The sequence below is a fragment of the Phenylobacterium sp. genome, assembly GCF_020253645.1.
Lineage (GTDB): Bacteria > Pseudomonadota > Alphaproteobacteria > Caulobacterales > Caulobacteraceae > Phenylobacterium.
Genome location: NZ_JADCBG010000207.1, coordinates 1 through 23,778, shown reverse-complemented (window position 1 = coordinate 23,778; position 23,778 = coordinate 1). Strand labels below are relative to the sequence as shown.

The window sequence follows — 23,778 nt, the reverse complement described above, 5'->3', positions numbered from 1 at the left end:
CGCCGAACATCGGGTCGCGCAGGGCCGACTGCAGCCGGGCGGAGTCGTCGCCGCTCTCCGCCGCCAGGGCGGCCACGTCCAGCCTGTAGGTCTGGGCCAGCCGCACCAGCATCTCGGCGCTGAGGGGTCGGTGATTGCGCTCCAGTAGGGCGATGTAGGAGGCTGAAACCTCGAGGTCCTGAGCCATGTCGGACTGTGTCAGGCCCAGGTCGCGACGCAGGCGCCGGAGGCTGGGACCGACATAGAGGCGGCGTTCGCTGGGCATGTGGAGGCCTCCCGGGGAGTCGGAGCCTTACAACATTACAAGTCTAGCTTGTAAAGTCTGACAGATCGACTTCGCGGGGACTCGATTCCCTGTCACGCCTGCGTCACACGGCAGGCCGCCAAAGGCCCCGTCTGGCGGGCGCCCGGCAAGCAAGGGATTCCAAGGCCATGTCGTACCAGGACGATATCCAGCAGGTCGAAAAGCTCATCCGCAGCAAGAACGGGACGTGGGACGGCATCAGCGCCGAGTCCGTGGTGCGCATGCAGGTGCAGAACCGCTTCCGCTCCGGCCTCGACATCGCCCGCTACACCGCCGCCATCATGCGCAAGGACATGGCCGCCTACGACGCCGACCCGGCCAACTACACCCAGTCCCTGGGCTGCTGGCACGGCTTCATCGGCCAGCAGAAGCTGATCTCCATCAAGAAGCACTTCGGGACCACCGACCGGAAGTACCTCTACCTTTCGGGCTGGATGGTCGCCGCCCTGCGCTCGGACTTCGGCCCCCTGCCGGACCAGTCCATGCACGAGAAGACCTCCGTGCCGGCCCTGATCGAGGAGCTCTACACCTTCCTCAAGCAGGCCGACGCCCGTGAGCTCGGCATGATGTTCCGCGACCTCGACGCCGCCCGCGCCGCCGGCGACAAGGCCAAGGAAGCCTCGATCCTCAAGGCCATCGACGGCTACCAGACCCATGTCGTGCCGATCATCGCCGACATCGACGCCGGCTTCGGCAACGCCGAGGCGACCTACCTCCTGGCCAAGAAGATGATCGAGGCGGGCGCCTGCGCCCTGCAGATCGAGAACCAGGTCTCCGACGAAAAGCAGTGCGGCCACCAGGACGGCAAGGTGACCGTCCCGCACGAGGACTTCCTCGCCAAGGTGCGCGCCTGCCGCTACGCCTTCATGGAACTGGGCGTCGAGGACGGGATCATCGTGACCCGCACCGACAGCCTGGGCGCCGGCCTGACCAAGCAGATCGCCGTCAGCCACACGCCGGGCGACATTGGCGACCAGTACAATTCCTTCCTCGACTGCGAGGAAGTGACCCCGGCCGAGTGCAAGGCCGGAGACGTGCTGATCACCCGCGACGGCAAGCTGATGCGGCCCAAGCGCCTGCCCTCCAACCTCTTCCAGTTCCGGGAAGGCACCGGCGCCGACCGCTGCGTGCTGGACTCCATCACCTCGCTGCAGAACGGCGCCGACCTGCTCTGGATCGAGACCGAGAAGCCGCATGTCGAGCAGATCGCCAGCATGATGGACCGGATCCGCGAGGTCATCCCGAACGCCAAGCTGGTCTACAACAACTCGCCGTCCTTCAACTGGACCCTGAACTTCCGGCAGCAGATCTTCGACGCCTGGAAGAAGGAGGGCAAGGACGTCTCGGCCTATGACCGCGAGAAGCTGATGAGCGTCGACTACGACGGCACCGCTCTGGCCTACGAGGCGGACGAGAAGATCCGCACCTTCCAGGCCGATGGCGCCCGGCGGGCGGGGATCTTCCACCACCTCATCACCCTGCCGACCTACCACACCGCGGCCCTGTCCACGGACAACCTGGCCAAGGAGTACTTCGGCGAGGCCGGCATGCTGGGTTACGTCCTGAACGTCCAGCGCCAGGAAATCCGACAGGGCATCGCCTGCGTGAAGCACCAGAACATGTCCGGCTCGGACATCGGCGACGACCACAAGGAATACTTCGCCGGCGAGGCGGCCCTGAAGGCCTCGGGCGACGCCAACACCATGCACCAGTTCGCCTGACGGCGGACCGGATCACCCGAACGGATCAGGGCCCCGGAGCGATCCGGGGCCCTTTTTCGTGGAGAAGATCAGCGGACCTTCACGAAGCGCAGGGTCATGCGGTCGCTCTCGCCGATGGCGTCGTACCGGGCGCGGTCGAAATCCGGGGCCGGCTGGGCGCCAGGGGCGGAGCTGCGGCGGGAAGGCGGCAGGGTCCAGACGCCGAAGGGATGGTCCTTGGTGTCCTTGGCGTTGGCGTTGATCTCCGAGCGGGCGTCGAGACGGAAGCCGGCGGCCTCGGCGGCGGCGATCACGGCAGCCTCGGAGACATAGCCGTCGCGGCCGTCGGCGGCCATGGGACGGGGATCGGAGCGGTGCTCCTCCACCGCCAGGACGCCGCCCGTCTTCAGGACGGCGTTGAAGTCGTTCATGACCTTGGGGAGCATGCCCGGGGCCCACATCCAGTTGTGGATGTTGCGGGCGGTCAGGACCAGGTCGGCGGAGCCGGGGGCGCCCAGGGGGCCGGAGGTCGCGCCGAAGCCGACATACTCGATCTTTCCGTAGCGGGCCGTGTCGGCGAAGCGGGCCTCGAAGTCGGCCCGGGCCTTGCGGGCGCCGTCCGACAGCTTGGGGTTGGCGAGGTCGGCGACGCCGGCCACGTAGCGGCCCTTGGTGGCCATGGCGTAGGGGGCCAGGATCTCGGTCCAGTAGCCGCCGCCGGGCGAGACCTCGACCACGGTCTGGCCTGGCTTCAGGCCCCAGAAGGAAAGGGATTCCGCGGGATTGCGGAACTTGTCCCGGGCGCGGTCAGCGGCGGGGCGGGTCTCGGAGGCCACCGCCTTGGCGAGGGCGGCGTCTGCAGCCTGGGCCCCCTGGGCGGAGGTCAGGACAAGGGCGGCGGCGGCGGCCAGGCCGAGGGCCTGGCGTCGGGAGGCGGTCATTCGGGAGCTCCGGGGAAAACGGTCGTGGTGACAGAGACTTGGGCGCCCGGGCCCGATCCGCAAGGGGTCAGCACCAGCTGGCCGCTCCGGCCTGAGGCTCGCGCAGCAGCTCGGCGATATTGGCCTCGATCACGCGGAAGCCGACATTGCCGTAGAGGGTCTGCCGGCCCTCGTTCAGCACCAGGCTGGGGCTGCCCTTGACGCCCAGGGCCTGGGCCTCCTGGTAGTCGGCCATCAGGGCGGCGTGGGCTTCGCCACGGGCGAGGCGGGCGTGGACGTCGGCCAGGTCTGCGCCGGCGGCGGAGATTACGTCATCGAGGACGGAGGTCGCCGAAATGTCCCGCCCCTGCTCGAAGAAGGCCTGCCGGATCAGCAGGATAGCCCGGTCGCCGAGGTCGGGGGCGCCGCCCGCCGCCGCCTGCGCCTGGACGGCCTTCAGGGCCAGGTGGGCGGGCAGGGAGGAGGCCGGGCGGACGCGGCGCCACAGGTCCGGGCTGGCCGCCAGCTCGGGGAAGCCCTCCATCACGTGGGCGAGGTGACCGGCGAAACCTTCATAGCCCCCCTTCGCGCCCCAGTTCGCCTGTATCTTCAGAGCGGTGGCGCCGAAGACGTTGCAGAACCGCTGGGTCACCGCCACCGCCTCGCCGTGGGTGCGGCGCAGCTCGGCAAGGCGTAGTTCGCCGATCCAGGCCCAGACGCACAGCACGTCAGTGAAGCAGGTCAGGGCGACGGTCTTCATGGGGGGGCTCCGTCCCCGCCGCGTCGTGAGGCGCGCGCGCCCGCGTCGCGGCAGGGGTCGCGCAGGCGCAGCCCCACCCTACGCCCCTGCGTCGCCGGATGCACCTCCGCACCCGCCCCGGGCGCCGCCCGCCCGCCACCTTCGCCCGGATGTCACCGACTCGACACAGGATCGCCACAAACGCGAAGTTATCCACAGGCTCTCGGCCGGGCGCGGTAGAAGCGTCGGCCCGGTCCCAATAGCCGTTGGTCCCACGTTCTGAAGGGCTGGGGGGCGTCCCGGCTCACCTGGCCGCGACTGCGGCGGACTTCGCGAGGACTTCCCATGATCAAGTCGACGTCGGCCAAGAGCCGCCTGACCCTCTCCTGTGGCGTAGCCGCTCTGACCGCCGCCCTGGCCCTCGGCGCTCCCGCCCTGGCCCAGGACTCGACCGTCGGCGAGGTGGTGGTCACCGCCCAGAAGCGCAGCGAGAACCTGCAGGACGTGCCCCTGTCCGTCGCCTCGGTCTCGGGCGAGCGCCTGCGGGGCCTGTTCGCCGCCGGCGACGATATCCTGACCCTGTCGTCCCGCGTGCCCGCGCTCTACGCGGAGTCCTCGAACGGCCGGGCCGCCCCGCGCTTCTACATCCGGGGCCTGGGCAACGCCGACTTCGACCTGGCGGCCTCGCAGCCCGTCTCGGTCATCATGGACGACGTGGTGATGGAGAACGTGGTTCTGAAGAGCAAGCCCCTGTTCGACCTGGACCGCGTGGAGGTGCTGCGCGGGCCGCAGGGCACCCTGTTCGGCCGCAACACCACCGCCGGCATCATCAAGTTCGACACCATCCGGCCCAGCCAGACCCTCTCCGCCCGGGGAACGGCGACCTATGGCAGCTACGGAACCCTCTCCTTCGACGGCGGTCTCGGGGCCCCGATCGTCCAGGACCTGCTGGCCGCCCGTCTCTCCGTTCTGGTCCAGCGTCGCGACGACTGGATCGACAACGCCTTCACGAAGAAGAACAACGCCCTGGGCGGGTACGAGGAGACGGCCGTCCGCCTTCAGCTCCTGTTCACCCCGACCGAGGACTTCAGCGCCCTGCTGGGGGTCCACAACCGCTCGCTGGACGGCACCTCGGCGGTATTCCGCGCCAACGTCCTGACCAAGGGCAGCAACAAGCTCAACGCCAATTTCGACCGGGAGAAGGTCTTCTTCGATGGCGGCGGCGGCAATCCGCAGGCTTATGACGGGTCCGGCGCCTCCCTGAAGATGGACTACAAGCTGCCTTCGGCGACCCTGACCTCCATCACCGCCTACCAGACGACCAACGGCGTCAGCCGGGGGGATATCGACGGCGGCAACATGACCAATGGTCCCGGCTTCATCCCCTTCCCGTCCGACACCGCCGACGGCATCAAGGATCTCGACCAGATCACCCAGGAAGTCCGTCTTGCCAGCGATGCGGGCGGTCCGGTCACCTGGCAGGCCGGCGCCTATTACTTCGACTCCCGGATGGTGCTGCGCACCGATCCCGGTTTTGTCGCCCCCACCGAGCTGCGCCATGAGAACACCTCCTGGGCGGTGTTCGGCCAGGCCTCCTACGAAGTCAGTGACGACCTGAAGCTGACGGCTGGCCTGCGCTGGACCAGTGACGAGAAGTCCCTGACCAACATCGTTGCGCCAATCCCCTTCGCCAAGGTCAATGTGTCCGATGAGCAGGTCAGCTGGGACCTGAGCGCCTTCTACGACGTCAGCGACACGGTCGGCCTTTACGGCCGCGTGGCCCGCGGCTTCCGCGGCCCGACCATCCAGGGTCGCGACGTGGCCTTCTTCGGCGCCCCCTCTGTCGCCCAGTCCGAGACCATCCTGTCCTGGGAGGCGGGCTTCAAGAGCGAGCTCTTCGATCGCCGCGTCCGCCTCAACGGCGCCGTCTTCACCTACACGGTAAACGACCCGCAGTTCACGGCGGTTGGCGGCTCCGGGAACATCGTGCGGCTGCTCAACGCCAAGGAGGGCGGCGCCTGGGGCTTCGAGCTCGACGGCGAGTGGGTGGTCAATGAGAACCTCCTCCTGACCGCCGGCTACAGCTATGCCGACACCGAGATCAAGGACAACGCCCTGGCGGTGGGCGTCTGCGCCCAGTGCACGGTCACCGACCCGCTGAACAGCCAGAACCGCGCCCTGATCAACGGCAACCCCTTCCCGAACGCGCCCGAGTACATGTTCGATGTGAGCGCGCGCTACAGCGTCTCGCTCGGAAACGGCGGCGAGCTGTTCGCCTTCACCGACTGGAGCGTCCAGGGCAAGACGAACCTCTTCCTGTACGAGTCCAAGGAGTTCGTCACCGACGGGAATTTCGAGGGCGGCCTCAAGGTGGGCTACGCCCGCGAGGATGGCTCCTGGGAGGTGGCGCTGTTTGGCCGCAACATCACCGACGAGGCGAACATCAAGGGCGGTATCGACTTCAACAACAACACCGCCTTCGTGAACGAGCCCCGCGTCATCGGCGTGGCGCTGACGGCCCGCCTGCGCTGAAGTCGGCCGGCACAACCGGAACTGCGAGGGCTGGGGGCGATCCCCGGCCCTTTCCTTTTGCCCCCCCCGGGACCGGACCAAGCGGTCGTCCTCGTCATTGTTTCCGCGAAGGTTGTTCACGCTCTGTAATGGGGTGCGGCCTTTGAGGCCGGCGTGGGGCTTGGCGAGGTTGTAGCTGTGCGTCCAGGGTCCGATGGCCACGGCCCTCTCCAGGAAGGCGGTGGTGTCTTCCTTGCGCTCGGAGGGCAGGGTCTCCGTGTAGGCCAGCCGACGCCGCACAACGCCCATCGTCGAGACCGCCATCCCCAGCACATGGGCGATCTGGGGGCTGCTCAGCCGTTGGCGACGCAGCCGCTCGGTCTCTGCCACCCGAAGCTCAGGCGTCCTCGGCGCCCCGCGCTCACGAGTATCCACGTCTGCGTCATTTCAACTTTACAAGTTTGGTGGACGTTGCGCAGGCAATGATCTGTCCCTCTGCGTCGATCACCTCGGCCTGAACGATGGCTGTCCGTCCCGCATAGGCCAGCACACGGCCGACAGCATCCACGGCCCCAGGACAAACGGGACGCACGAACCTAACGCTGAACTCGGTGGTGACGGGCCGAGCATCAGCGCCTGCCTTCGCCCGCACTGCCGCGCCCAAAGCGGCATCGAGCATCGCGGCGACCAGCCCGCCTTGCACGACGCCATCGCCGTTGCAGAACTCGGGTCGCGCCTCGAACCGCAAGCGAACATGCCCTTCGCGATCGGCGGCGATTATCGTGCGCCCAAGTAGCAGCGCGATCGGCGTTTGATCACCATTCAGTCGCTCAGCGAGGTCGATCATGTCTTACAACTCCATTGGAACATTGACGGGCAACCCGGAAGTGATATAGATATCACACCATGAAACAAGCTTCTGCTCAACCAGTGGGCCGCCTCGTAGCAACCCAAGACGCGGCGTGGACAGCGCTGGAACCTGGCGTCGACTATGTGCTGCTGAAGGCTGATGCCGACGGGATCACGACGCTGACGCGCTTTGCCGCTGGAACGATCGGCGGGTGGCATACCCATCCGGGGGGAGAGGAACTCTTCGTGATTTCGGGCCAGGCAAAGATTGGCGGACGCATTCTGAGTGCTGGCGACTATGTCGAGACGCAGCCAAATGAAGGGCACCGTGTCGAAGCCTTGGCCGACACGCTTCTTTTCGTACGCCTGCCCCAGCTCCCGATTTACGATGTCGTTTCGCCAGACGAGGAGCAGGGAGACATCGCATGATTTTCCTAGCAACCGCCCTGGTCATGCGACTCACCGCATAGGCGCCACCCGCAAAGGTCCGAGGCCGCTGGCGGACTCCGATTCTTGAGGGCGAGGTTCGCCTGGATCCGTGGGGCGTTGAACGAAGCGGCAAGCTTGTCACCTCAACGCAGGTCGCGGCCGAGCCGGACCTCCGGAACGGGAAGAATGCCGATGCAGAGCCACGGGTCCGTCGTTTGAAGGGGCTCATGTTCGTGACCCGCCGGGAAGGCGGTCCAAATGTCAGAATGGATGGTGAGGGCTACAATCCCGGCGATTGGCCGGCCTTCTCGGCTGAGCGGCGCCTGATCGACGCCAACCATGTGCAACTCGGGGGCTAAGTCATCTACCCGCGTTGCAAGACGGAGACCTGGGCCCTCATACCCTGAGGAAACAGAAGACGATTTGGGCCCCCTCAGCCGGTCAAGGGCCTTAGCCGTCAACGCGGTCCAGTCTCCCGGGGAGAGCCCGAGATCATCCATTTCCGCGTCCGCAGCAGCGCCGCACAGTCTTTCGACCGTCAAGAGGGCGCTGACCCGGGACGCCCAGGGCTAAGGCGCCAGCCTTGTTCAAAGCGCATCCAGCTGTGCTCGCCGGTTCGCCGCGCCCGCCGTTGTACCCGATCGTCGTCGACAGAAAATAGCCGGAGCGACCGGCGAAAGCCCGCCCTTTCCCGATGGCTGGCGCCGCTCGGCGAAGCCTGCATGGTGCTCGCTATCTTTGCCCGCTCATCGTCCTGCGATCTCTCATGAACGCGGATGAGGATCTCGGTCTTCTCGGCAAGATGGCGATCGAAGGTCTGCGGAGCGTAGCCTGCGACACGAGCGATCCGGTTGATATCGGGCCCGCCAAAGCTCGCCGTATTGAACTCCGTACCTCCAGCCGCAAGGAGCAACGTCCTCGTTTCGCCCTTGGGTGCGCAGGGTTTCTTGACTTCAGTCGTGATCATGTGATATTCATATCACTCAATTGATCGCTTGAGTCTCGCCTGTTGAGATCTGCCCTCTGGTGGAGCAATCGCCGAAGATGTCGCCAAGCCTTGCCGCCTTGAGCGCCGCAGATGGCGCAGACTTTCCGGGCCTGCCCTCCGGTGCGCGCCTTGTCGTCAAGCGGTGGGGCCGCGGCTTGCCGGTTCCGTGTCTGAACGCATCCGGCCATGGGAGCGGTGATTTCGTTGGCCTGGCTGAACGATTGGATTCGGATTTCGAGCCAATCGCGGTCGACCAGCCGGGGATGAACCGGTCTCCGCCGGACCGATCTGCGGGGCTGGCGCCAGGCAAGGCGGGCGGCCTTGCGCCTCTCGATGGGGCCGCGCGCTTCGTGATCGGTCACATGGAGTCCTTCTTCCGCGCGGGCAAACGCGGCGCGGTTTGGTTCTTCGCGGCCGTCGCCGCGCACTGCCGCTTCGTGGTGCTGTCTGGGTGGCCTGCGCGTGCGCACCGCGCGCGTGTTGTTGCGGCTGGGCGCGACCTTGCCCCTATGCTGGCCAATGCATGGACGGGCCTCGGGGGGCCTGTCGGGGACCTCAGGGCCCTCGCTCCAAGGCTTACCCTGCCTGTCTGGCTCGACTTGGCGCGCCCCAAAGCGGCGTTCGCGCACATGCCGGTACACCGGGTTACCCTGTTTCAATGCAGCTACGGCGCTTTCCGAGAGGACCCAGGGGCGTTCGTCGCAACCTTCCGAACTCTTGTCGTCAATGTGCAATCCAGGAGGCTAGCATGAGCCATTACGAAAACATCCTCGCCAGTTACGACGCCATCCATCGGTCCCCGCTGAACCGCGCAACGCATGCCATCGGCATTCCCCTGATTGTGACTTCGGTCATTGCGGTGACAAGTTACGTTCGGCTCCCCGGCGAGGGGGCTTGGGAACACGCCAACCTCGCCACCGCGCTGGCGGTCCTGACCGTGGCGATCGTGCTGTACTGGTCGCGACTGGCGGGCTTTGCTTATCTGATCCTGATCGCTGCCTGTTATGCTGTGGCCCATTCAGTGACCACGCACTTTTCGGGCCTCACAGCAGCCGGCATCATCGCAGCGGGCTTCGTCTTGGGATGGGTTTTCCAGTTTATCGGCCACGGTTTCGAAGGCGAATCGCCGCAGTTCGTCAAGCGTCCGGAGAACCTGCTGCTCGGTCCTGTGATGATCATGGCCGAAGTGTTCCCCGCGATTCGCCCGCGGAACTTGAGCGCCACGGTCGCGACCTCGGCCGCGGAGAATAAGCAGTGATCGGCCTTCGCAACCTCGCCGGCCCGGCCGGCGTCGCCATTCTCGGCCGAACGCTGATGGCGCTCCTCTTCATCCTCGCGGGCGTGGCAAAAGTCATCGATTCCAAGCCTGTCCTGGACCAAATGCAGGCGTTCTCCGTGCCAACGGTGCTGTTCCCAGCGGTCGTCGCCTTGGAGCTTGGCGGGGGCTTGGCGCTACTGTTGGGCTGGCGTCTGCGGGAGGTGGCTGCAGCTCTCGGCATCTTCTGCTTACTGGCAGCGTTTATCTTCCATAGCGATCTTGCCGACAAAGCCGAGAGATCTATCTTTTTCAAGGACTTGGCGATTGCTGGGGGTCTGCTGGTGCTTGCAGCGCAGGCCGCGATCAAGAAGAATCGCTGACGGAAGCCATAGTCCGGATTAATGGGGGATTTCAGGCGATCGCGTGCGTTCGTCAGCCCGTTCGTACGTAACATCCCAGAATACGCCGCGAGGATTCCGCGCCACGGCCTCGTCATCGTTTACGCGAAGGTTGTTCACGCTGTGTAATGGGGTGCGGCCTTTGAGGCGGGCGTGGGGCTTGGCGAGGTTGTAGCTGTGCGTCCAGGGTCCGATGGCAAGGGCTCGTTCAGCCCATGAGCCGTATGGCCGGGCGTAGGTCTGCTCGCGCGGGCGGGTCTGGATGAAGCGCTCGGCCCTGCCGTTGGTCCTGGGCGTGCAGGGCCGGGGTCGGACGGGCCTGGCTCCGGCGTCGGCAAGGACTTTGCGGAAGAGACCGTAGCGATAGGCCGAGCCGTTATCGGTCATGACCCGCTGGACGCTGACGCCCTGGCGGCCGAGCCAGGCCACGGCCCTCTCCAGGAAGGCGGTGGTGTCTTCCTTGCACTCGGAGGGCGGAATCTCCGACAGGCCAGCCGACGCCGCACAACGCCCATCGTCGAGACCGCCATCCCCAGCACCTGGTCGATCTGGGGGCCGCTCAGCCGTTGGCGACGCAGCCGCTCGGTCTCTGTCACCCGAAGCTCAGGCGACTTGCGCGGACATCGGCCGGCCCAACTGCGGACTGCGCCGGCCAGCCCTGTTCCGTCCGTTTGACCATTAAGGCTCGACCCGAAGGCGTCAGCCGGGCATGATTATGCACGTTCATCCGGGGAGTTCCGCCGGAAGTGGTGTGTTGCAACTCCAGCTTCGCTCAAGCGCCTCCTCGGGTGAACAGCCTTCGTCGTAATGACACCTAATCCGCCGACACCCCTGCGTCGGGCGCCAGCATGCCGTCGGGCGCCACCAGGTCGCGAAAGGCCCGCCAGCTCGCCAGTCCCAGCCAAGGGAAGACGATGATCATGGGCAGGAAGCCGGTAGCGGCGGTCAGGGCAACCAGGGCGGCGATCAGGCCTGCCCAGACCAGCAGCGGCCCCATGTTGGTCAGGGTGGCCCGTACGCTGGTCGCGACGGCGGCGAACACACCGACGCGGGAGTCAAGCAGCATCGGGGCCGCCACCACCACACAGGAGAAGGTCAGGAAGGCGAATACCGCGCCGACGGCCGATCCCACAAGCAGCATGACCCGACCCTCGTCCGTTCCGAAGGCGAAGGCGGCCAGCTGTTCGGGCGTATCGTGAAGGGTGAAGGTCGACAGACCGTAGACCACCTGGGCGGCGCGGAGCCACAGGGCGAACAGGAAGAAGAGACCGACCCCCAGAACCACCACGTCGGCCCTCAGGGCGCGACGCACCAGCAGGGTGCGCCCCACGGTCGGCTTGCGCCCGGCCTCCAGCAGGCGGCCGGTCTCGTAGGGCCCCATGGCCAGAAGCGGCGCCACCAGGATGAAGCCGAAGGTCAGCGCCACGGTCCAGAAGGCGCCCCACTCGCGCAACAGGGACAGGGACAGGCCCACGCTGACCAGGGTCAGAACGAGGCCGTGGAAAAAGGAAGGCAGCGGCGCCCGCGAGAGGTCGCCCAAGGCCGCGGCCAGCCATCGCAGGGGGGCGGCCGGTCCGACTTTTCGGATCGTCGGCAGTTTTGCGGCGTCGGCGACGGCCTCCATGGCGCTCTCCCTCCTCCGCCCCGCTCCGGCCCCCCGACCCAGGAGGCCCCCGGCGCAGGGTGCGGCCTGCCCCGCACACTGGGCCTGGACGCAGCTTGCGGCAAGCCGGAGGCGGTTCCGGTCGGCTACGGAGGGATGAGCGGGGGTCTTACCCCACTTCCCCCCGCTGCGGAGCCTGTGCCACAGTCGGCGTCCCAAAGGCCAGGAGGCGCCCATGACGCTGACCGAGCAGAGACGGTTCGTCACGCCGGAGCCGGACGAGCCTCTGGAGGCGCTGGCGGCGCGGGCCCTTCCGGACCTGTCCCTGGAGGAGGCGATGGACAGGATCCGGGGCTGGAACCTGCATATCTTCGTGATGCGCAAGCCGCGCGGCCTGCTTCTGGGCGGCGACGTGGTCTTCGTGGAGCCGCCGAGGTCTTGAGCGGCGGTGCGCAGGATGGGGAGGCCGTGGTGGTCTCTGCAGAGGTCTCGGCCGGGCATGACGGCGAGGCCGAGCTGACTCTGAGCGTGAGGTTCGAGAACGGCGTCGTGGCCCCTGTAGTGCTCGACGCCGAGGCCGGCTTCGACATCTTGGCGGCCTGTGGCGCGGCGGGGGCGGGCGACCTGGTCGGCCGGCCCTGGCGTCAGGTGCTGCAGGGCCTCTACGGAGACCTGAACCGTTGAGCCGCCGCCTTCCGCCCCTCGTCGCCTTTTTCCGACGCCTCGGTCCTGGCCTGATCACCGGTGCGGCGGATGACGACCCCAGCGGCATCGCCACCTATTCCCAGGCCGGCGCCCGGTTCGGCACGGAGCTCCTGTGGACGGTGGTGCTGACCCTGCCGCTGATGACGGCCATCCAGTCGATCTGCGCGCGGATCGGCAGGGTGACGGGACAGGGGCTGGCCGCCAACATGCGCCGGGTCCTGCCCGGCTGGGCCGCATACGGCATCGTCCTTCTGCTGTTCATCGCCAATACGGTGAACATCGGGGCGAACATCGCCGCCATGGGCGCGGCGGTGCGGCTGGTTACGGGCGGGAACGCGGCGGTCTTCGCCATCGGCCTGGCGGCAGGCTCGCTGCTGTTGCAGGTGTTCACCCCCTACCACCGCTATGTCGACGTCCTGAAGTGGCTGACCCTGTCCCTCTTCGCCTATGTGGGCGTGGTCTTCACCGTGCAGATCGACTGGACGGCGGCGGCCCGGGACGCCCTGTGGCCGCAGCTGGACTGGAGCCGGGAGGCTGTCATCACCGTGGTCGCCGTGTTCGGAACCACCATCAGTCCCTACCTGTTCTTCTGGCAGAGCGCCCAGGAGGTGGAGGAGGAGACCCTGGCGGGGGCTGCGCCCCTGAAGAAGGATCCGCGCCCGGCGCGCAGGGAACTGGATCGAATAGCCTTCGACACCTATGTCGGCATGGGGTTCTCGAACCTGATCGCCTTCTTCATCATGCTGACCACGGCCTCCACCCTCCATGTGGCGGGGATCACGGAGATCTCCACGTCCGCTCAGGCGGCCGAGGCCCTCCGGCCCATCGCCGGGGACTTCGCCTTCCTCCTGTTCAGCCTGGGCATAGTGGGGGCGGGCCTCCTGGCCCTGCCGGTGCTGGCGGGATCGGCGGCCTACGCCCTGGGCGAGCTGCGCGGCTGGCGAGTGGGGCTGGAGCGTAAACCGCAGAACGCCCGGGCCTTCTACGGTGTGATCGCCCTGGCCTACGGCCTGGGGCTGTTGATGCTGTTTTCGCCTCTTGATCCGATCAAAGCCCTGTTCTGGAGCGCTGTCCTGAACGGGGTGATCGCCGTGCCCCTGATGGCGGCGACCTTGATCGTCGCCTCCAGCCGGCGACGGATGGGCGATTTCACCGCCCCGTTGGGCCTTCGCCTGCTGGGATGGCTGGCCACGGGGGTGATGGCCGTCGCTGTGGTCCTGATGTTCGTGTTTCAGACCTGAACCTAAGGGGACTTGCCCGCCCGGGCCAAGCTGGCGGAGAATGTGGGAAAGGGCGGAGGGCGCGTCATGTTCGATCTGGTGATCCGCAATGCGCGGGTGGTGGACGGCACGGGTGCGCCGGCCTTCGTCGGCGAGGTGGCCGTGAAGGATGGGCGGATTGCGGCGGTGGGGCCGAAGGTGGATGGCCCGGCCAGGGCCGAGCTGGACGCCGGCGGCAAGGCCGTGGCGCCGGGCTTCATCGACCCGCACACCCATTTCGATGTTCAGCTGCTCTGGGACGGGGCGGCCAAGCCCTGCCTGGAGCATGGCGTGACCTCGATCATTCCGGGCAACTGCTCGCTGTCCATGGCGCCCCTGAAGGCGGGGGACCGCAAGGCGGTGATCGGCATGTTCCAGCAGATCGAGGAACTTCCGCCGGAGGCCTTCACCGTCGCCTTCGAGTGGACCTGGGAGGACTGGGAAGGCTATCGCCGGGCGCTGGAGAAGGGCCTGGCCATCAACGTCGCGCCCCTGGTGGGCCACAGCGTCATCCGCCTTTGGGTGATGGGGGCCGACGCCAACCAGCGCGCGGCCCGCCCGGACGAGATCGCCGCCATGCAGGACATGCTGCGCCAGTGCCTGGCGGCGGGGGCGATCGGCCTTTCCACCAGCTTTGTGGATGTCGACGAGAACGCCCGCCCGGTGCCCAGCCGCTTTGCGCAATTCGCGGAGCTGGACGGCCTCTGCGCCGTGCTGGGCGAGTTTGGACGCATGCTGCAGATCGTTCCGGAATTCTATGACGCCGACCTGACCATCGCCCGGATCGACCAGCTGGCGGAGCTCAGCCTCAGGCACGGCATCCCCACCACCTTCTCGCCGGTGTTCGACAGCCGGGTGGCTCGGGACAGCGTGGACCGGATCCTCGCCCGGGCGGATGAACAGTTCGAGCGCGGCGCCAGGGTCTGGCCGCAGATGCAGACCCGGCCCATCGACATCAGCTTCTCCCTCCTGCGGCCCAGCCTGTTCTTCGCCCGCCTGCCCAGCTGGGTGCGGGTCCTGCGCCTGCCCGTGGACGAGCGGATCGCCGCCCTGAAGGACCCCGAGACCCGGGCGCGCCTGCTTCGCGATGCAGGCGAGGACGGCGGCGAGCGGCTGATGGGCCGCCTGGTCGCCCGGGCCGGCGAAGCGCCGACGGACCTGGCCGGCAAGACCCTGAAGGCGATCGCCGACGCCCGCGGGCAGGGCTGCGCCCTCGCCCTGATCGAGCTGTCCCTGGAGCACGGCCTGGACGTCGCCTTCCTGGCGGCCAATGGCGGGCATGACGACACCCCCCGCATCGGACCCCTGCTGGCGAGGCCGAGGGTGCACATCGGCGCCGGGGACGGGGGCGCGCATCTGGCCTCCTTCGCGACCTATGGGGACACGGGTTACCTCTTCAGCGAGTTCGTGCGGGCGTCCGGCGCCCTGACGCTGGAGCAGGCCGTGGCCAAGATCACCGGTGAGACCGCCGATATCTGGGGTCTGAAGGACCGGGGCCGCCTGGCGCCCGGACAGGCCGCGGACATCGTCGTCTTCGACCCTGACCGTATCGGCCGCGGAGAGGAGCGGCCGGTCTTCGACATGCCCGGAAACGGCATGCGCTACACCCGCGATTCCGTGGGTGTGGAGGCCGTGCTGGTGAATGGCGAGCTGGCCTGGACCCCGGCTGGCTACACGGACGCCCGGGCTGGACGTATCTGCGAGATGGCGTGACCCCCCCTTTGATCTGCGTCACGGCGGCGTTTGGCGAAGGCGTGTAATAGGCGTCCGAGGGCGTTCCCAGGGGCGCAGGAGCGGAGGGCGCATGGTGGTCCGGACGGCGCGGCTCAGCCGCGATGCGCTGATCGAGAAGTATGACGGCCGCGCGCCGCGCTACACCAGCTATCCGACGGCGCTGCAGTTCACGCCTCAGGTGACCGCCGCCACCTATCGCGACTGGCTGGACCGCCTGCCTGACGACGAGGCCGTGTCCCTCTACATCCACGTGCCCTTCTGCTCGCGCCTGTGCTGGTACTGCGGCTGCAACACCCGCGCGGTGAACCATCACGGCCCTGTGGCCGCCTTTGTCTTCTATCTCGAGAAGGAGATCCTCGAGCTCCACAAGGCCCTGCATGGGCGCCGGCCTCGGCTGTCGGCCCTCCACTTCGGCGGCGGGACGCCGAACATGCTCAGCCCGGAGGAAGTGGGGTCGATCCTGGCGGCTCTGTCCGGGGCGTTTCGTTTCGGAAGCGGCCTGGAGGTCGCCGCCGAACTGGATCCCGAGGTCCTGACCCAGGACTGGGTGACGACCGCGTGCGTGAACGGTCTGTCCCGGGCGAGCCTGGGCGTCCAGAACCTGGACCGCAAGGTGCAGGCGGCGGTGAACCGGATCGAGGCCTTCGAGCAGATCGCCCGGGCTGTGCGCTGGCTGCGTCGGGGCGGGGTGATCTCCATCAACATGGATCTCATGTACGGTCTGCCGCATCAGACCGTGGCCAATACGCTGGCCACGGTGGATAGCCTCATGAATCTCCGTCCGGAGCGCATCTCCCTCTTCGGCTATGCCCACGTGCCCTGGATGAAGCCGCACCAGAAGCTGATCGCGGAGAGCACCCTGCCCGGGGCCGCGGAGCGGCTCGACCAGTTCGACACCGCGGCCGAGCGGCTTGCCTCTGAGGGGTATGTCCGCGTCGGCATGGATCACTTCGCCGTGCCGGAGGACGATCTGGCCCGCGCTTCGGCCGAGGGCCGGCTGCATCGGAACTTCCAAGGGTACACCACCGACGTCGCCGGAACCCTCCTGGGCCTCGGCCCGTCAGCCATCGGTCGCCTGCCGCAGGGCTTTGTCCAGAACGCCGCCCAGGAGCTGGACTGGCGCAAGGCCCTCGACCATGACGTCCTGCCGATCTCCCGGGGCGTGGAGCTGAGCGCCGATGACCGCTTCCGTGGAGAGATCATCGAGCGGCTGATGTGCGACTTCGCGGTCGACCTGGGCGAGGTCTGCGCCCGGGACGGGCGCCATCCCAGGGACCTGGTGCATGAGATCTCCCAGCTCGAGACCTTCGCCGCCGACGGCCTGGTCGAACTGGACGGCTTCCGGGTCAAGGTCACAGAGCCGGGCCGTTTGGTGGTGCGCAGCGTCTGCGCCGTCTTTGACGTCTATCTCCGCGAGGCCGAGGGGCGGCACTCGCGGGCGCTCTAGGCGCCTTTCCTCCGCCCGTCAGGCCTTCGCCAGCTCGCCGGCCTTCTCCGCCTCACCCCGGGCCACCAGCCAGTAAAGGACGGGCGTGGCGATGCGGCTGAGGAGAGTCGAGGAGATCAGGCCGCCAATGATCGCGATGGCGAGAGGCGAGTAGAGACCGGAGCGCTCGAGGGCCAGGGGGATCAGGCCTCCAATCGCGGTGACGCTGGTCAGGAGAACAGGCAGGAAGCGCACCTCGCCGGCCCGTTCGATCGCTTCGCGCAGGGGAACCCCCTCGCGTCTCAGCTGCTCGGTGAAGTCGACCAGCAGGATCGAGTTTTTGATCTCGATCCCAATCAGGGCGATGATCCCGATCACCGCGGTGAAGGAGAGGGAATTGCCCGTGATGGCCAGGGCGCCGACGGCGCCGAACAGGCCCAGCGGGATGATGCCGGCGACCACCAGGGCGCTCTTGAACCGGCCGAACTCCAGGACAAGGACGGCCAGGATGCCGAAGATCGCGATGGTGATGGCCGCGCCCAGTCCCGCGAAGCTTTCCGACTGGGCCTCCGCCTGCCCGCCATAGCTCAGCTTGTAGCCCGGGGGCAGTGCGAGATCGGCCAGGCGGCGCTCGACCTCCACGCTCACTTTTGACGCGAGAGCGCCGGGTTCGAGGAAGGCCGAGATGGTCACGGTCCGCTCCCGTTCGAACCGGTCGATCCGGGCCGGCCCGGTCACGGGCGTCGGCGCGGAGAGGGTCGAGAGGGGAGTCGCCCCTCCGTTCGCGGTGGGCACGTAGACAGAGCCGAGGGCGTCGAGTTCATTCCGGTCTCCGACGCCTGTTGACTCCATGGGCAGGCGCACCTTGACCGAGTAGTCGTCACCGTCGGAGTCCCGGAAGCGGGCCGCTTCCTCGCCGCTCAGGGCCAGCCGGACGATGCGTCGGGCCGCCCCGGGGGCGACGCCGAGGGTCGCCGCCTTGGCCTCATCCAGGCCCAGGTCGAGGTCGGTGCGCTCCACCCGCAGGGGGTTGCTGATGTCGCGCGCCCCGGGGGTCGCCTTGAGAATCTGCTCGATCCGGTCCGCGCCCGCCTTCAGCACCTCCAGCCGCTCGCCGGTCAGGCGGACCTCGATGGGCGCCGCGACGGGGGGGCCGTTCTCGAACAGGACCAGGGTGATCCGGGCTCCGGGATAGTGGGAAAAGTCCTCGCGAAGGCGGGCGATGACCTGCTCGCTCTTCCCGGGGCGCCAGGCCTTGAGGCCGACGAAGACCTCGGCGTAGCTGGCGCTGATTTCCTCCTGCCACTGGTTGTAGAAGATCTGGGGATTGCCGCGACCCAGGTTGCCGGCGCGCCAGGCCACCTCGGGCTCCCGCGCGAGGACGGTCTCCACATGGCGCAGGGCCTGGTCGGTGCGCGCCAGGGCGGTCCCGTCCGGCAGCTTGATGCGGACCAGGAACTGGGGCGTCTCGGCGGGCGGGAAGAGGCTTGTGCCGATGGCCCGCGCCATGGGGATGGCCGTCAGGCACAGGGCCAGGATGAGGCCGGTCGTCAGGAAGGGGCGCTCCAGGCCGGCGTGCAGGATGGGCGCGTAGAACTTCTGAATACCCTTGTTCACCGCCCGCAGCAGGGCGTTGCCCTCGGGGGCCTCGTGGCGCGAGAGGATGCGGCTGGCCAGGAAGGGAATGATGGTCAGGGCCACCAGGAGGGAGGCGCCCACGGTGACCAGGACGGTGACCGGGAGGGAACGGATGTAGGCCCCCGCGCCCTCAGGCAGGGCCATCAGCGGCAGGAAGGCCAGCATCAGGGCGGCGGTGCAGCCCACGACGGCAAGACCGATCTGACGCGTTCCGTTGATGGCCGCCGTGATGCGGTCCTCGCCCTCCCGCATGCGCCTCGCGATGTTCTCGACCACCACGATGCTGTCGTCGACCAGGAGGCCGAGGGCCAGGACGAAGCCGGCGATGGACAGCTGGTTGAGGGTGAAGCCGAAGGCCTGGAGCAGGGCGAGGCCGATCAGCAGGGACAGGGGAATAGACATCATCACCACCACGCCGGCCCGCAAGCCGAGGGGCAGGAGGGTAATCAGGACCAGTCCCAGGGCGATGGCGAAGTCGCGGAACAGTTTGTTCAGCCGGTGGTCGACATTCTCGGCCTGGAAGAAGACCCGCTCCAGCTTCACGCTGGCGGGCAGGGTCTTCTCGTGCTCGTCCAGCGCGCGCCGAATCTGCGCCGTAATCCGCCCGACGTCCTCGCCATCCTTCTGGGTGACGGTCACGAACACCGCCCGCTTGCCGTTGAACCGGGCCAGATGGCCCGGCTCGTCCTGGGCCCAGGCCACCTCGGCGACGTCGCGGACCCGGACGACGCGTCCCTCAAGGCTGCGCACCGGTGTGTCCGCCACAGACTCGAGCGTCTCGAAGGCGCCGCCCGTCTTGACGTTGAACCTGCGATCGCCCGCCTGCAGGGCGCCTACCGGGGCCTCGGCGCCTCGCGCCCCGAGGGCGTCGGTGACCGCGGTGGCGGGGAGCTGAAGCACCGCAAGCCTGGCCAGGTCGAGGGAGACCCGCACCTCCGAGGCTGGCGCACCCCAGTAGCGGGCCTGCCGGACGCCGGGCGTCCGGGCGAGGTCCTCGCGAAGGCGCTCCGCAGCCTTCTCGAGCCGGCGCATGGGCAGGGTGTCGCTGACCAGGGCCACCTGGACAATGGCCACCTCCGTGGTCCGCGCTCGGTTGACTTCCAGGCGGACGATCCCGTCCGGCAGGGTCGGGCGCAGGGCGTTCACCTCGCGCACCACCTCGTCGTACTTCCGTTCGGGATCTACGTCGTAGCTGAACTCGACGCTGACGACGCCGACGCCGTCCTGGCTGTTGGAGCTGATCTCTTTGACCGAATCGAGGCCATCGATCGCCTCTTCAATAGGATCGACGATCAGCTGCTCCACCTCGGCGGGCTCGGCGCCTGGCAGGACCGCCTGGACGATGACGATCGGCAGGGGGAAGTGCGGGTCCTCCGACCGAGGGGTCGAAAGGAAGGCGTTGATCCCCAGGGCCGCCAGCAGGGCGAAGGCGACGAGGGTGAACTGCCAGCGGCGGACCGCGAAGCCGGCGATATCGAGGTTCATTTGAGGGCGCCGGTCAGGGCGCTGGCGTCGGCGATACGGACGCGCTCGCCATCGCTGAGGAAGCCGCCGCCGGCGGTGACCACCCGGTCGCCCGCGGCGAGACCGCGAAGGCGCGCATGGTCGCCGTCAAAGCCGAGGAAGACGACCTGTGTGCGGGTCACCCGGTCGCCCTTGAGGCGGAAGACATAGGCCTTCTGCCCGCTGGCCTCGATCACGGCTTCGGCGGGCGCACGGACGACGTCCTGGACGCCGCTGGCGGCCGGGAAGACCGCCTTGGCGGTAAGGCCGCTCCGCAGATCCGGCCGGCTGGGAACTTCGATCTCCACCGTCACGGCGCCGGTGCGCGGGTCTGCGCCCTGGCCCACCCTGGCCACCCTTCCGGTGAGCGCCTCGCCCGGCAGGGAGTCGATCTTGGCCTTGACCTCCTGTCCGACGAAGACCCGGCCTATGTCGCGATCGGCGACCGGGACCCGCAGGACGAGGGGGCTGGACAAGTCGGCGACCCGCAGGACGGCTTGTCCCGGCTGGAGCACCTCGCCGGCCTGGGCCAGCCTTTCGAGGACCACGCCGCTGGCGGGTGCGACCAGCCGCGACCATCGACCGTCGAAGGCGGCGGAGTCATAGGCCGCCTGGGCAGCTGTCACGGCGGTGCGGCGATCCTCCAGCCGCTGCGTGCTGACATATCCCTGGGCGAAGAGGGCTTCGTCCCGACGCAGGTCCCGGCGGGCGCGCTCCAGGTCCGCCTCGGCCTGGGTGACCCGGGCGTTCACCGCCGCCGGATCGATCCGGGCCAGCACCTGACCGGCGGACACCGGGTCTCCGGCATCGACGGCAAGCGCGGTCATCACCCCCCCGACCCGGAAGGACAGGTTCATTTCCCTCTGCCGCTCCAGGGCGCCGCTGAGGGTCAGGCCGCCGCCCGATCCGTCAGGCTCCACGAGGGCGGTCTCGACCGCCGGCGGCGGGGGCGGGGCCGGATCTTCGGCAGGGCTGCAGGCCCCGAGGGCCAGAAGGCCGGAGGCCAGCAACGCCGAAAGGGCGATGGGAGGCCGCAGGCGTGGGAAGGGCGGAGCCATGGCGATGCACCGGTAAAACTATCACTCGTCACTTATCACTGATAGCTTACCTCCTCTTGTCAAGTTCGACCGGGCGCCAGGTGAGGTGAATTCGACGTCATGATCCCCGTGGAAGGTCGATCGACCCGGAAGCCGAGAGGGCGCGGAAATGAACGCCGCGAAGAGATTCTCAACGCCGCCCTGCGTCTGTTCTCACAGTCCGGAGTGACGGCCGTCTCCACACGCGATATCGCCGGGGCGGTCGGGATCTCGCAGCCTGTGCTCTACACCCATTTCCGCAACCGGGACGACCTGTTGGCGGAGGTGACCGAGCGGGCCTTCAGCGAACTCGAACAGCGCGTGAGTCCCTTTTCCATCGACGCCATGACGGGTCGCGCCGCCTTCCTGCGGTTCTGCCGAATTTATGTCGACTTTGGACTGGAACAGCCGGACGCCTATCGCATGGCCTTCATGCTGGAGAAGCGCAAATCCCGCCTTGAGGCCCTGGATCCACGCATCCTGGCGGCGGGACTGAAGACCTTCCAGCGCTTCGAGGAGCGCCTGGCGCGCCTGGTCTCCAGGGGCCTGACCCGGCCCGGCGATGCGCGGCTGCTGGCCCAGACGCTCTGGGCGGGACTGCACGGCCTAGTCTCGCTGTTGCTCGCCCGGCAGGACTTTCCCTGGGCGGATCGCGAAACCCTCATCACCCGGCACCTCGACATGCTGGCGGATGGTCTCTTTCAGCCTGAAGACGTCACCCCCCGCCGTTGATGTTGATCTTCTGGCCGTTGGCGTAGGGATTGGCGGACGAGACCAGCCAGGTCACGGCGGCGGCCACGTCCTCGGGGGTGGAGACCCGGCCGAAGGGCGAGCGGGCGTCCAGCTCATGGATATCGGCGAGGCCGGTGGTGGCCTTGGTCAGGCGTTTGCCCATCTCGGTGACGGTCAGGGACGGGGCGACGATGTTGCAGCGGATGCCGTGGGCGCGCTCTTCCTTGGCGACGGTGAGGGCCAGGGCCTCCATAGCCGCCTTGCCCATGTTGTAGGGCCCGCCGCGGGCCGCCATGCCCATCGTGGCCACCGAGGAAATCATGATGATGTCGCCCCGGCCGCGGGTCCGCATCTGCGGAATCAGCAGCTTGCAGAGATAGTGCGGGCCGAAGGCGTGGACCCGCACCACCCGCTCCATCTCGGCGGGATCGGTATCGGCCACCGACTGGCCGCGGCTGGCGATGCCGGCGTTGTTCACCAGGATGTCGACCCCCCCGAAGTCGCGCACCACGGCCTCGGCCATGGCGGCGTCCTGGTCGAAGTCCTCGACCGCAGCGGCGTAGGTGCGCGCTGTGCGGCCCATGGCGCGGATTTCGGCGGCGGTCTCCTCGGCGGCCTCGGCGTCGGAGCGGTAGTTGACGGCGACGTCCGCCCCGGCCTCGGCCAGGAACAGGGAGATGGCCCGGCCGATTCCCCGGCCGCCGCCCGTCACGAGGGCGACGCGCCCTGAAAGATCGATCTGCATGGCCCCTTGTCTCCTCCGTCCCGCATTTTCTCCTTCCTAGCCGACGCGGGCGGTCGGGTCAGGGGGATTCTCGCAGTCCCTCGCTTGACAGCGTCGGTCGGCGTGCGACGAGCCTTCACGGATCGATGGAAAACAGGCGGGTCGGGCGGGGCGCCGGACCCGGAGAGGCGGGATGCCAGGAGCCGAGGCGACGGGGATCGAAAGGAAGGGCCCAGGCCGGCCATGCGCGCGCCGCAGGGCCTTCACCGCGGGTCTCGCCGTCCTGTGCCTGGGCGGCCTCGGACCGGCCGCGCCTGGCCCGGATCCCGCCTTCCGCTACACCGTCGCCGGGGCCGGGCCGCTGGTGCTGCTGGAGAGCCCTCATGCCGGCTCGCCGTCGGTCGGGACCCTGGCCTCCGGCGCCCGCGGCCTCGTCCTGACGGGGCGATGGGCGCAGGGCGAAGCGGGCGATCTCTGGGAGGTCCTGTCCGCCGAACGGGACGCCCGCCCTGCCTGGGCGGCGGCCGCGCGGCTGGAGCCCGGCGCCGCCGACCCGGAACCCTTTGCCCTTCAATGCGCGGGGACGGAGCCCTTCTGGGGCCTCAGGCTGACGGCGGGCATGGCGCGGATGAGCCGCCCGGGACAGGCGGACAGCGTCCTGCGGGCTGGCGCGCGACGGGGCGCCTCGGGTGATCCGCGGGTCTTTGTCCAGAGCCTGACCGGGAAGGGCCCCGGACCGGGACAGGCGGTGGTGATCCGCCGGGCCGCCGGGTGCTCGGACGGAATGTCCGATCTCGCCTACCCGTTCGAAGCGGTCGTCACCACGCCTTCGGGCGAGGTCCTGGCCGGCTGCTGTCGGCGGACCGGCGGCTGAATGGGATTTGACGGCGCCGGTTCGAGAGATCAGCCTTGGCCCGCGACCCGCAGACAGAGAGACCCCGAACATGCCCGCCCCCGCCAACACTGAATTCGAGATCCGCGGCGTCAACCACATCGCCCTGGTCTGCCGGGACATGGCCCGCACGGTGGCCTTCTATCGCGACGTCCTGGGCATGCCCCTGGTCAAGACCATCGAGCTGCCCATGAAGTCGGGCCAGCACTTCTTTTTCGACATCGGCAACGGCGACTCCCTCGCCTTCTTCTGGTTCCCCGACGCCCCGGCCCAGACCCCGGGCGTCTCCTCGCCCCGCACCCTGCCGCACGAGGGCGGGCTGGTCACCGCCCATGGCTCCATGAACCATCTGGCCTTCAATGTGCCGGTCGAGAAGTTCGACGCCTATGT

Annotated in this window: 25 protein-coding genes; 14 read left to right on the top strand and 11 right to left on the bottom strand. The window is 68.1% G+C overall.

Annotation, left to right across the window (positions count from 1 at the left end; all coding sequences use genetic code 11):
• A partial coding sequence (locus tag INE98_RS13705) for a helix-turn-helix transcriptional regulator (RefSeq protein ID WP_293539625.1) occupies positions 1-265 on the bottom strand: 265 nt, incomplete at its 3' end.
• Between the two features lie 167 nt (positions 266-432).
• Between INE98_RS13705 and INE98_RS13700 the strand changes: the two genes are divergently transcribed.
• Positions 433-2,025 carry an isocitrate lyase gene (locus tag INE98_RS13700; RefSeq protein ID WP_293539623.1) on the top strand — a complete coding sequence of 531 codons (1,593 nt, stop codon included), beginning with the start codon at positions 433-435 and terminating at the stop codon, positions 2,023-2,025.
• A gap of 68 nt (positions 2,026-2,093) precedes the next feature.
• Here INE98_RS13700 and INE98_RS13695 read toward each other — a convergent pair whose 3' ends face one another.
• The gene (locus INE98_RS13695) at positions 2,094-2,945 is read right to left on the bottom strand and encodes a methyltransferase (protein WP_293539621.1); all 852 of its coding nucleotides are present in this window, start codon (positions 2,943-2,945) and stop codon (positions 2,094-2,096) included.
• Positions 2,946-3,012: 67 nt separating this feature from the next.
• Positions 3,013-3,684 carry a DsbA family protein gene (locus tag INE98_RS13690; RefSeq protein ID WP_293539620.1) on the bottom strand — a complete coding sequence of 224 codons (672 nt, stop codon included), beginning with the start codon at positions 3,682-3,684 and terminating at the stop codon, positions 3,013-3,015.
• Between the two features lie 324 nt (positions 3,685-4,008).
• Between INE98_RS13690 and INE98_RS13685 the strand changes: the two genes are divergently transcribed.
• On the top strand, positions 4,009-6,195 hold the full coding sequence (locus tag INE98_RS13685) for a TonB-dependent receptor (RefSeq protein ID WP_293539618.1): 2,187 nt from the start codon (positions 4,009-4,011) through the stop codon (positions 6,193-6,195).
• A gap of 421 nt (positions 6,196-6,616) precedes the next feature.
• On the opposite strand, the gene INE98_RS13680 is transcribed toward INE98_RS13685, so the two are convergent.
• Positions 6,617-7,021, bottom strand: coding sequence for a PaaI family thioesterase (locus INE98_RS13680; RefSeq protein ID WP_293539616.1), 405 nt, complete (start codon positions 7,019-7,021; stop codon positions 6,617-6,619).
• 59 nt (positions 7,022-7,080) lie between these two features.
• Here INE98_RS13680 and INE98_RS13675 point away from each other — a divergent pair, with 59 nt between their 5' ends.
• Both INE98_RS13675 and INE98_RS13670 read left to right on the top strand, forming a co-directional pair.
• Positions 7,081-7,452, top strand: a complete 372-nt coding sequence (locus INE98_RS13675) for a cupin domain-containing protein (RefSeq protein ID WP_293539614.1) — start codon at positions 7,081-7,083, stop codon at positions 7,450-7,452.
• A gap of 227 nt (positions 7,453-7,679) precedes the next feature.
• On the top strand, positions 7,680-7,811 hold the full coding sequence (locus INE98_RS13670; RefSeq protein ID WP_293539613.1) for a hypothetical protein: 132 nt from the start codon (positions 7,680-7,682) through the stop codon (positions 7,809-7,811).
• A 179-nt stretch (positions 7,812-7,990) separates the two neighbouring features.
• On the opposite strand, the gene INE98_RS13665 is transcribed toward INE98_RS13670, so the two are convergent.
• Positions 7,991-8,419: a hypothetical protein gene (locus INE98_RS13665; RefSeq protein WP_293539611.1), complete on the bottom strand. Its 429-nt coding sequence runs from the start codon at positions 8,417-8,419 to the stop codon at positions 7,991-7,993.
• A 769-nt stretch (positions 8,420-9,188) separates the two neighbouring features.
• Here INE98_RS13665 and INE98_RS13660 point away from each other — a divergent pair.
• Together INE98_RS13660 and INE98_RS13655 are read left to right on the top strand one after the other, a co-directional pair.
• Entirely contained in the window at positions 9,189-9,698 is a 510-nt protein-coding gene (locus INE98_RS13660) for a DUF962 domain-containing protein (protein ID WP_293539609.1), read from the top strand.
• Positions 9,695-10,078, top strand: coding sequence for a DoxX family membrane protein (locus tag INE98_RS13655; RefSeq protein WP_293539608.1), 384 nt, complete (start codon positions 9,695-9,697; stop codon positions 10,076-10,078). Before INE98_RS13660 ends, INE98_RS13655 begins: the two co-directional genes overlap by 4 nt.
• Before the next feature lie 18 nt (positions 10,079-10,096).
• On the opposite strand, the gene INE98_RS13650 is transcribed toward INE98_RS13655, so the two are convergent.
• From INE98_RS13650 to INE98_RS13645, 3 genes are all read right to left on the bottom strand, one after another.
• Complete coding sequence (locus INE98_RS13650) at positions 10,097-10,525, bottom strand: integrase core domain-containing protein (protein ID WP_293539606.1); 429 nt, start codon at positions 10,523-10,525, stop codon at positions 10,097-10,099.
• 163 nt (positions 10,526-10,688) lie between these two features.
• The gene (locus tag INE98_RS14600) at positions 10,689-10,823 is read right to left on the bottom strand and encodes a leucine zipper domain-containing protein (RefSeq protein WP_366933482.1); all 135 of its coding nucleotides are present in this window, start codon (positions 10,821-10,823) and stop codon (positions 10,689-10,691) included.
• An 87-nt stretch (positions 10,824-10,910) separates the two neighbouring features.
• Positions 10,911-11,720, bottom strand: a complete 810-nt coding sequence (locus INE98_RS13645; RefSeq protein WP_293539604.1) for a DUF2189 domain-containing protein — start codon at positions 11,718-11,720, stop codon at positions 10,911-10,913.
• A gap of 214 nt (positions 11,721-11,934) precedes the next feature.
• Between INE98_RS13645 and INE98_RS13640 the strand changes: the two genes are divergently transcribed.
• From INE98_RS13640 to hemN, 5 genes are all read left to right on the top strand, one after another.
• A complete protein-coding gene (locus INE98_RS13640; RefSeq protein ID WP_293539602.1) occupies positions 11,935-12,141 on the top strand; it encodes a hypothetical protein in 207 nt (68 codons plus the stop codon).
• On the top strand, positions 12,138-12,383 hold the full coding sequence (locus INE98_RS13635; protein ID WP_293539600.1) for a hypothetical protein: 246 nt from the start codon (positions 12,138-12,140) through the stop codon (positions 12,381-12,383). Before INE98_RS13640 ends, INE98_RS13635 begins: the two co-directional genes overlap by 4 nt.
• Complete coding sequence (locus INE98_RS13630; RefSeq protein WP_293539599.1) at positions 12,380-13,645, top strand: NRAMP family divalent metal transporter; 1,266 nt, start codon at positions 12,380-12,382, stop codon at positions 13,643-13,645. Before INE98_RS13635 ends, INE98_RS13630 begins: the two co-directional genes overlap by 4 nt.
• A 66-nt stretch (positions 13,646-13,711) precedes the next feature.
• Positions 13,712-15,376, top strand: a complete 1,665-nt coding sequence (locus INE98_RS13625) for an amidohydrolase family protein (RefSeq protein ID WP_293539597.1) — start codon at positions 13,712-13,714, stop codon at positions 15,374-15,376.
• Positions 15,377-15,467: 91 nt separating this feature from the next.
• Positions 15,468-16,844: an oxygen-independent coproporphyrinogen III oxidase gene (gene hemN / locus INE98_RS13620; RefSeq protein WP_293539594.1), complete on the top strand. Its 1,377-nt coding sequence runs from the start codon at positions 15,468-15,470 to the stop codon at positions 16,842-16,844.
• Between the two features lie 18 nt (positions 16,845-16,862).
• On the opposite strand, the gene INE98_RS13615 is transcribed toward hemN, so the two are convergent.
• Positions 16,863-19,946: an efflux RND transporter permease subunit gene (locus tag INE98_RS13615; protein ID WP_293539592.1), complete on the bottom strand. Its 3,084-nt coding sequence runs from the start codon at positions 19,944-19,946 to the stop codon at positions 16,863-16,865.
• Positions 19,943-21,022, bottom strand: coding sequence for an efflux RND transporter periplasmic adaptor subunit (locus INE98_RS13610; RefSeq protein ID WP_293539591.1), 1,080 nt, complete (start codon positions 21,020-21,022; stop codon positions 19,943-19,945). The genes INE98_RS13615 and INE98_RS13610 overlap by 4 nt, the downstream gene beginning before the upstream one ends.
• A gap of 99 nt (positions 21,023-21,121) precedes the next feature.
• On the opposite strand from INE98_RS13610, the gene INE98_RS13605 reads away from it, so the two are divergent.
• Positions 21,122-21,772: a TetR/AcrR family transcriptional regulator gene (locus INE98_RS13605; RefSeq protein WP_293539589.1), complete on the top strand. Its 651-nt coding sequence runs from the start codon at positions 21,122-21,124 to the stop codon at positions 21,770-21,772.
• Here the strand turns inward: INE98_RS13605 and INE98_RS13600 are convergent.
• The gene (locus tag INE98_RS13600) at positions 21,756-22,517 is read right to left on the bottom strand and encodes an SDR family NAD(P)-dependent oxidoreductase (RefSeq protein WP_293539587.1); all 762 of its coding nucleotides are present in this window, start codon (positions 22,515-22,517) and stop codon (positions 21,756-21,758) included. The genes INE98_RS13605 and INE98_RS13600 overlap by 17 nt on opposite strands.
• A 172-nt stretch (positions 22,518-22,689) precedes the next feature.
• Here INE98_RS13600 and INE98_RS13595 point away from each other — a divergent pair, with 172 nt between their 5' ends.
• Both INE98_RS13595 and INE98_RS13590 read left to right on the top strand, forming a co-directional pair.
• Positions 22,690-23,370: a hypothetical protein gene (locus INE98_RS13595; protein ID WP_293539586.1), complete on the top strand. Its 681-nt coding sequence runs from the start codon at positions 22,690-22,692 to the stop codon at positions 23,368-23,370.
• Positions 23,371-23,440: 70 nt separating this feature from the next.
• Positions 23,441-23,778, top strand: a 338-nt coding sequence (locus INE98_RS13590; RefSeq protein ID WP_293539585.1) for a VOC family protein, incomplete at its 3' end; no start/stop codon positions are given.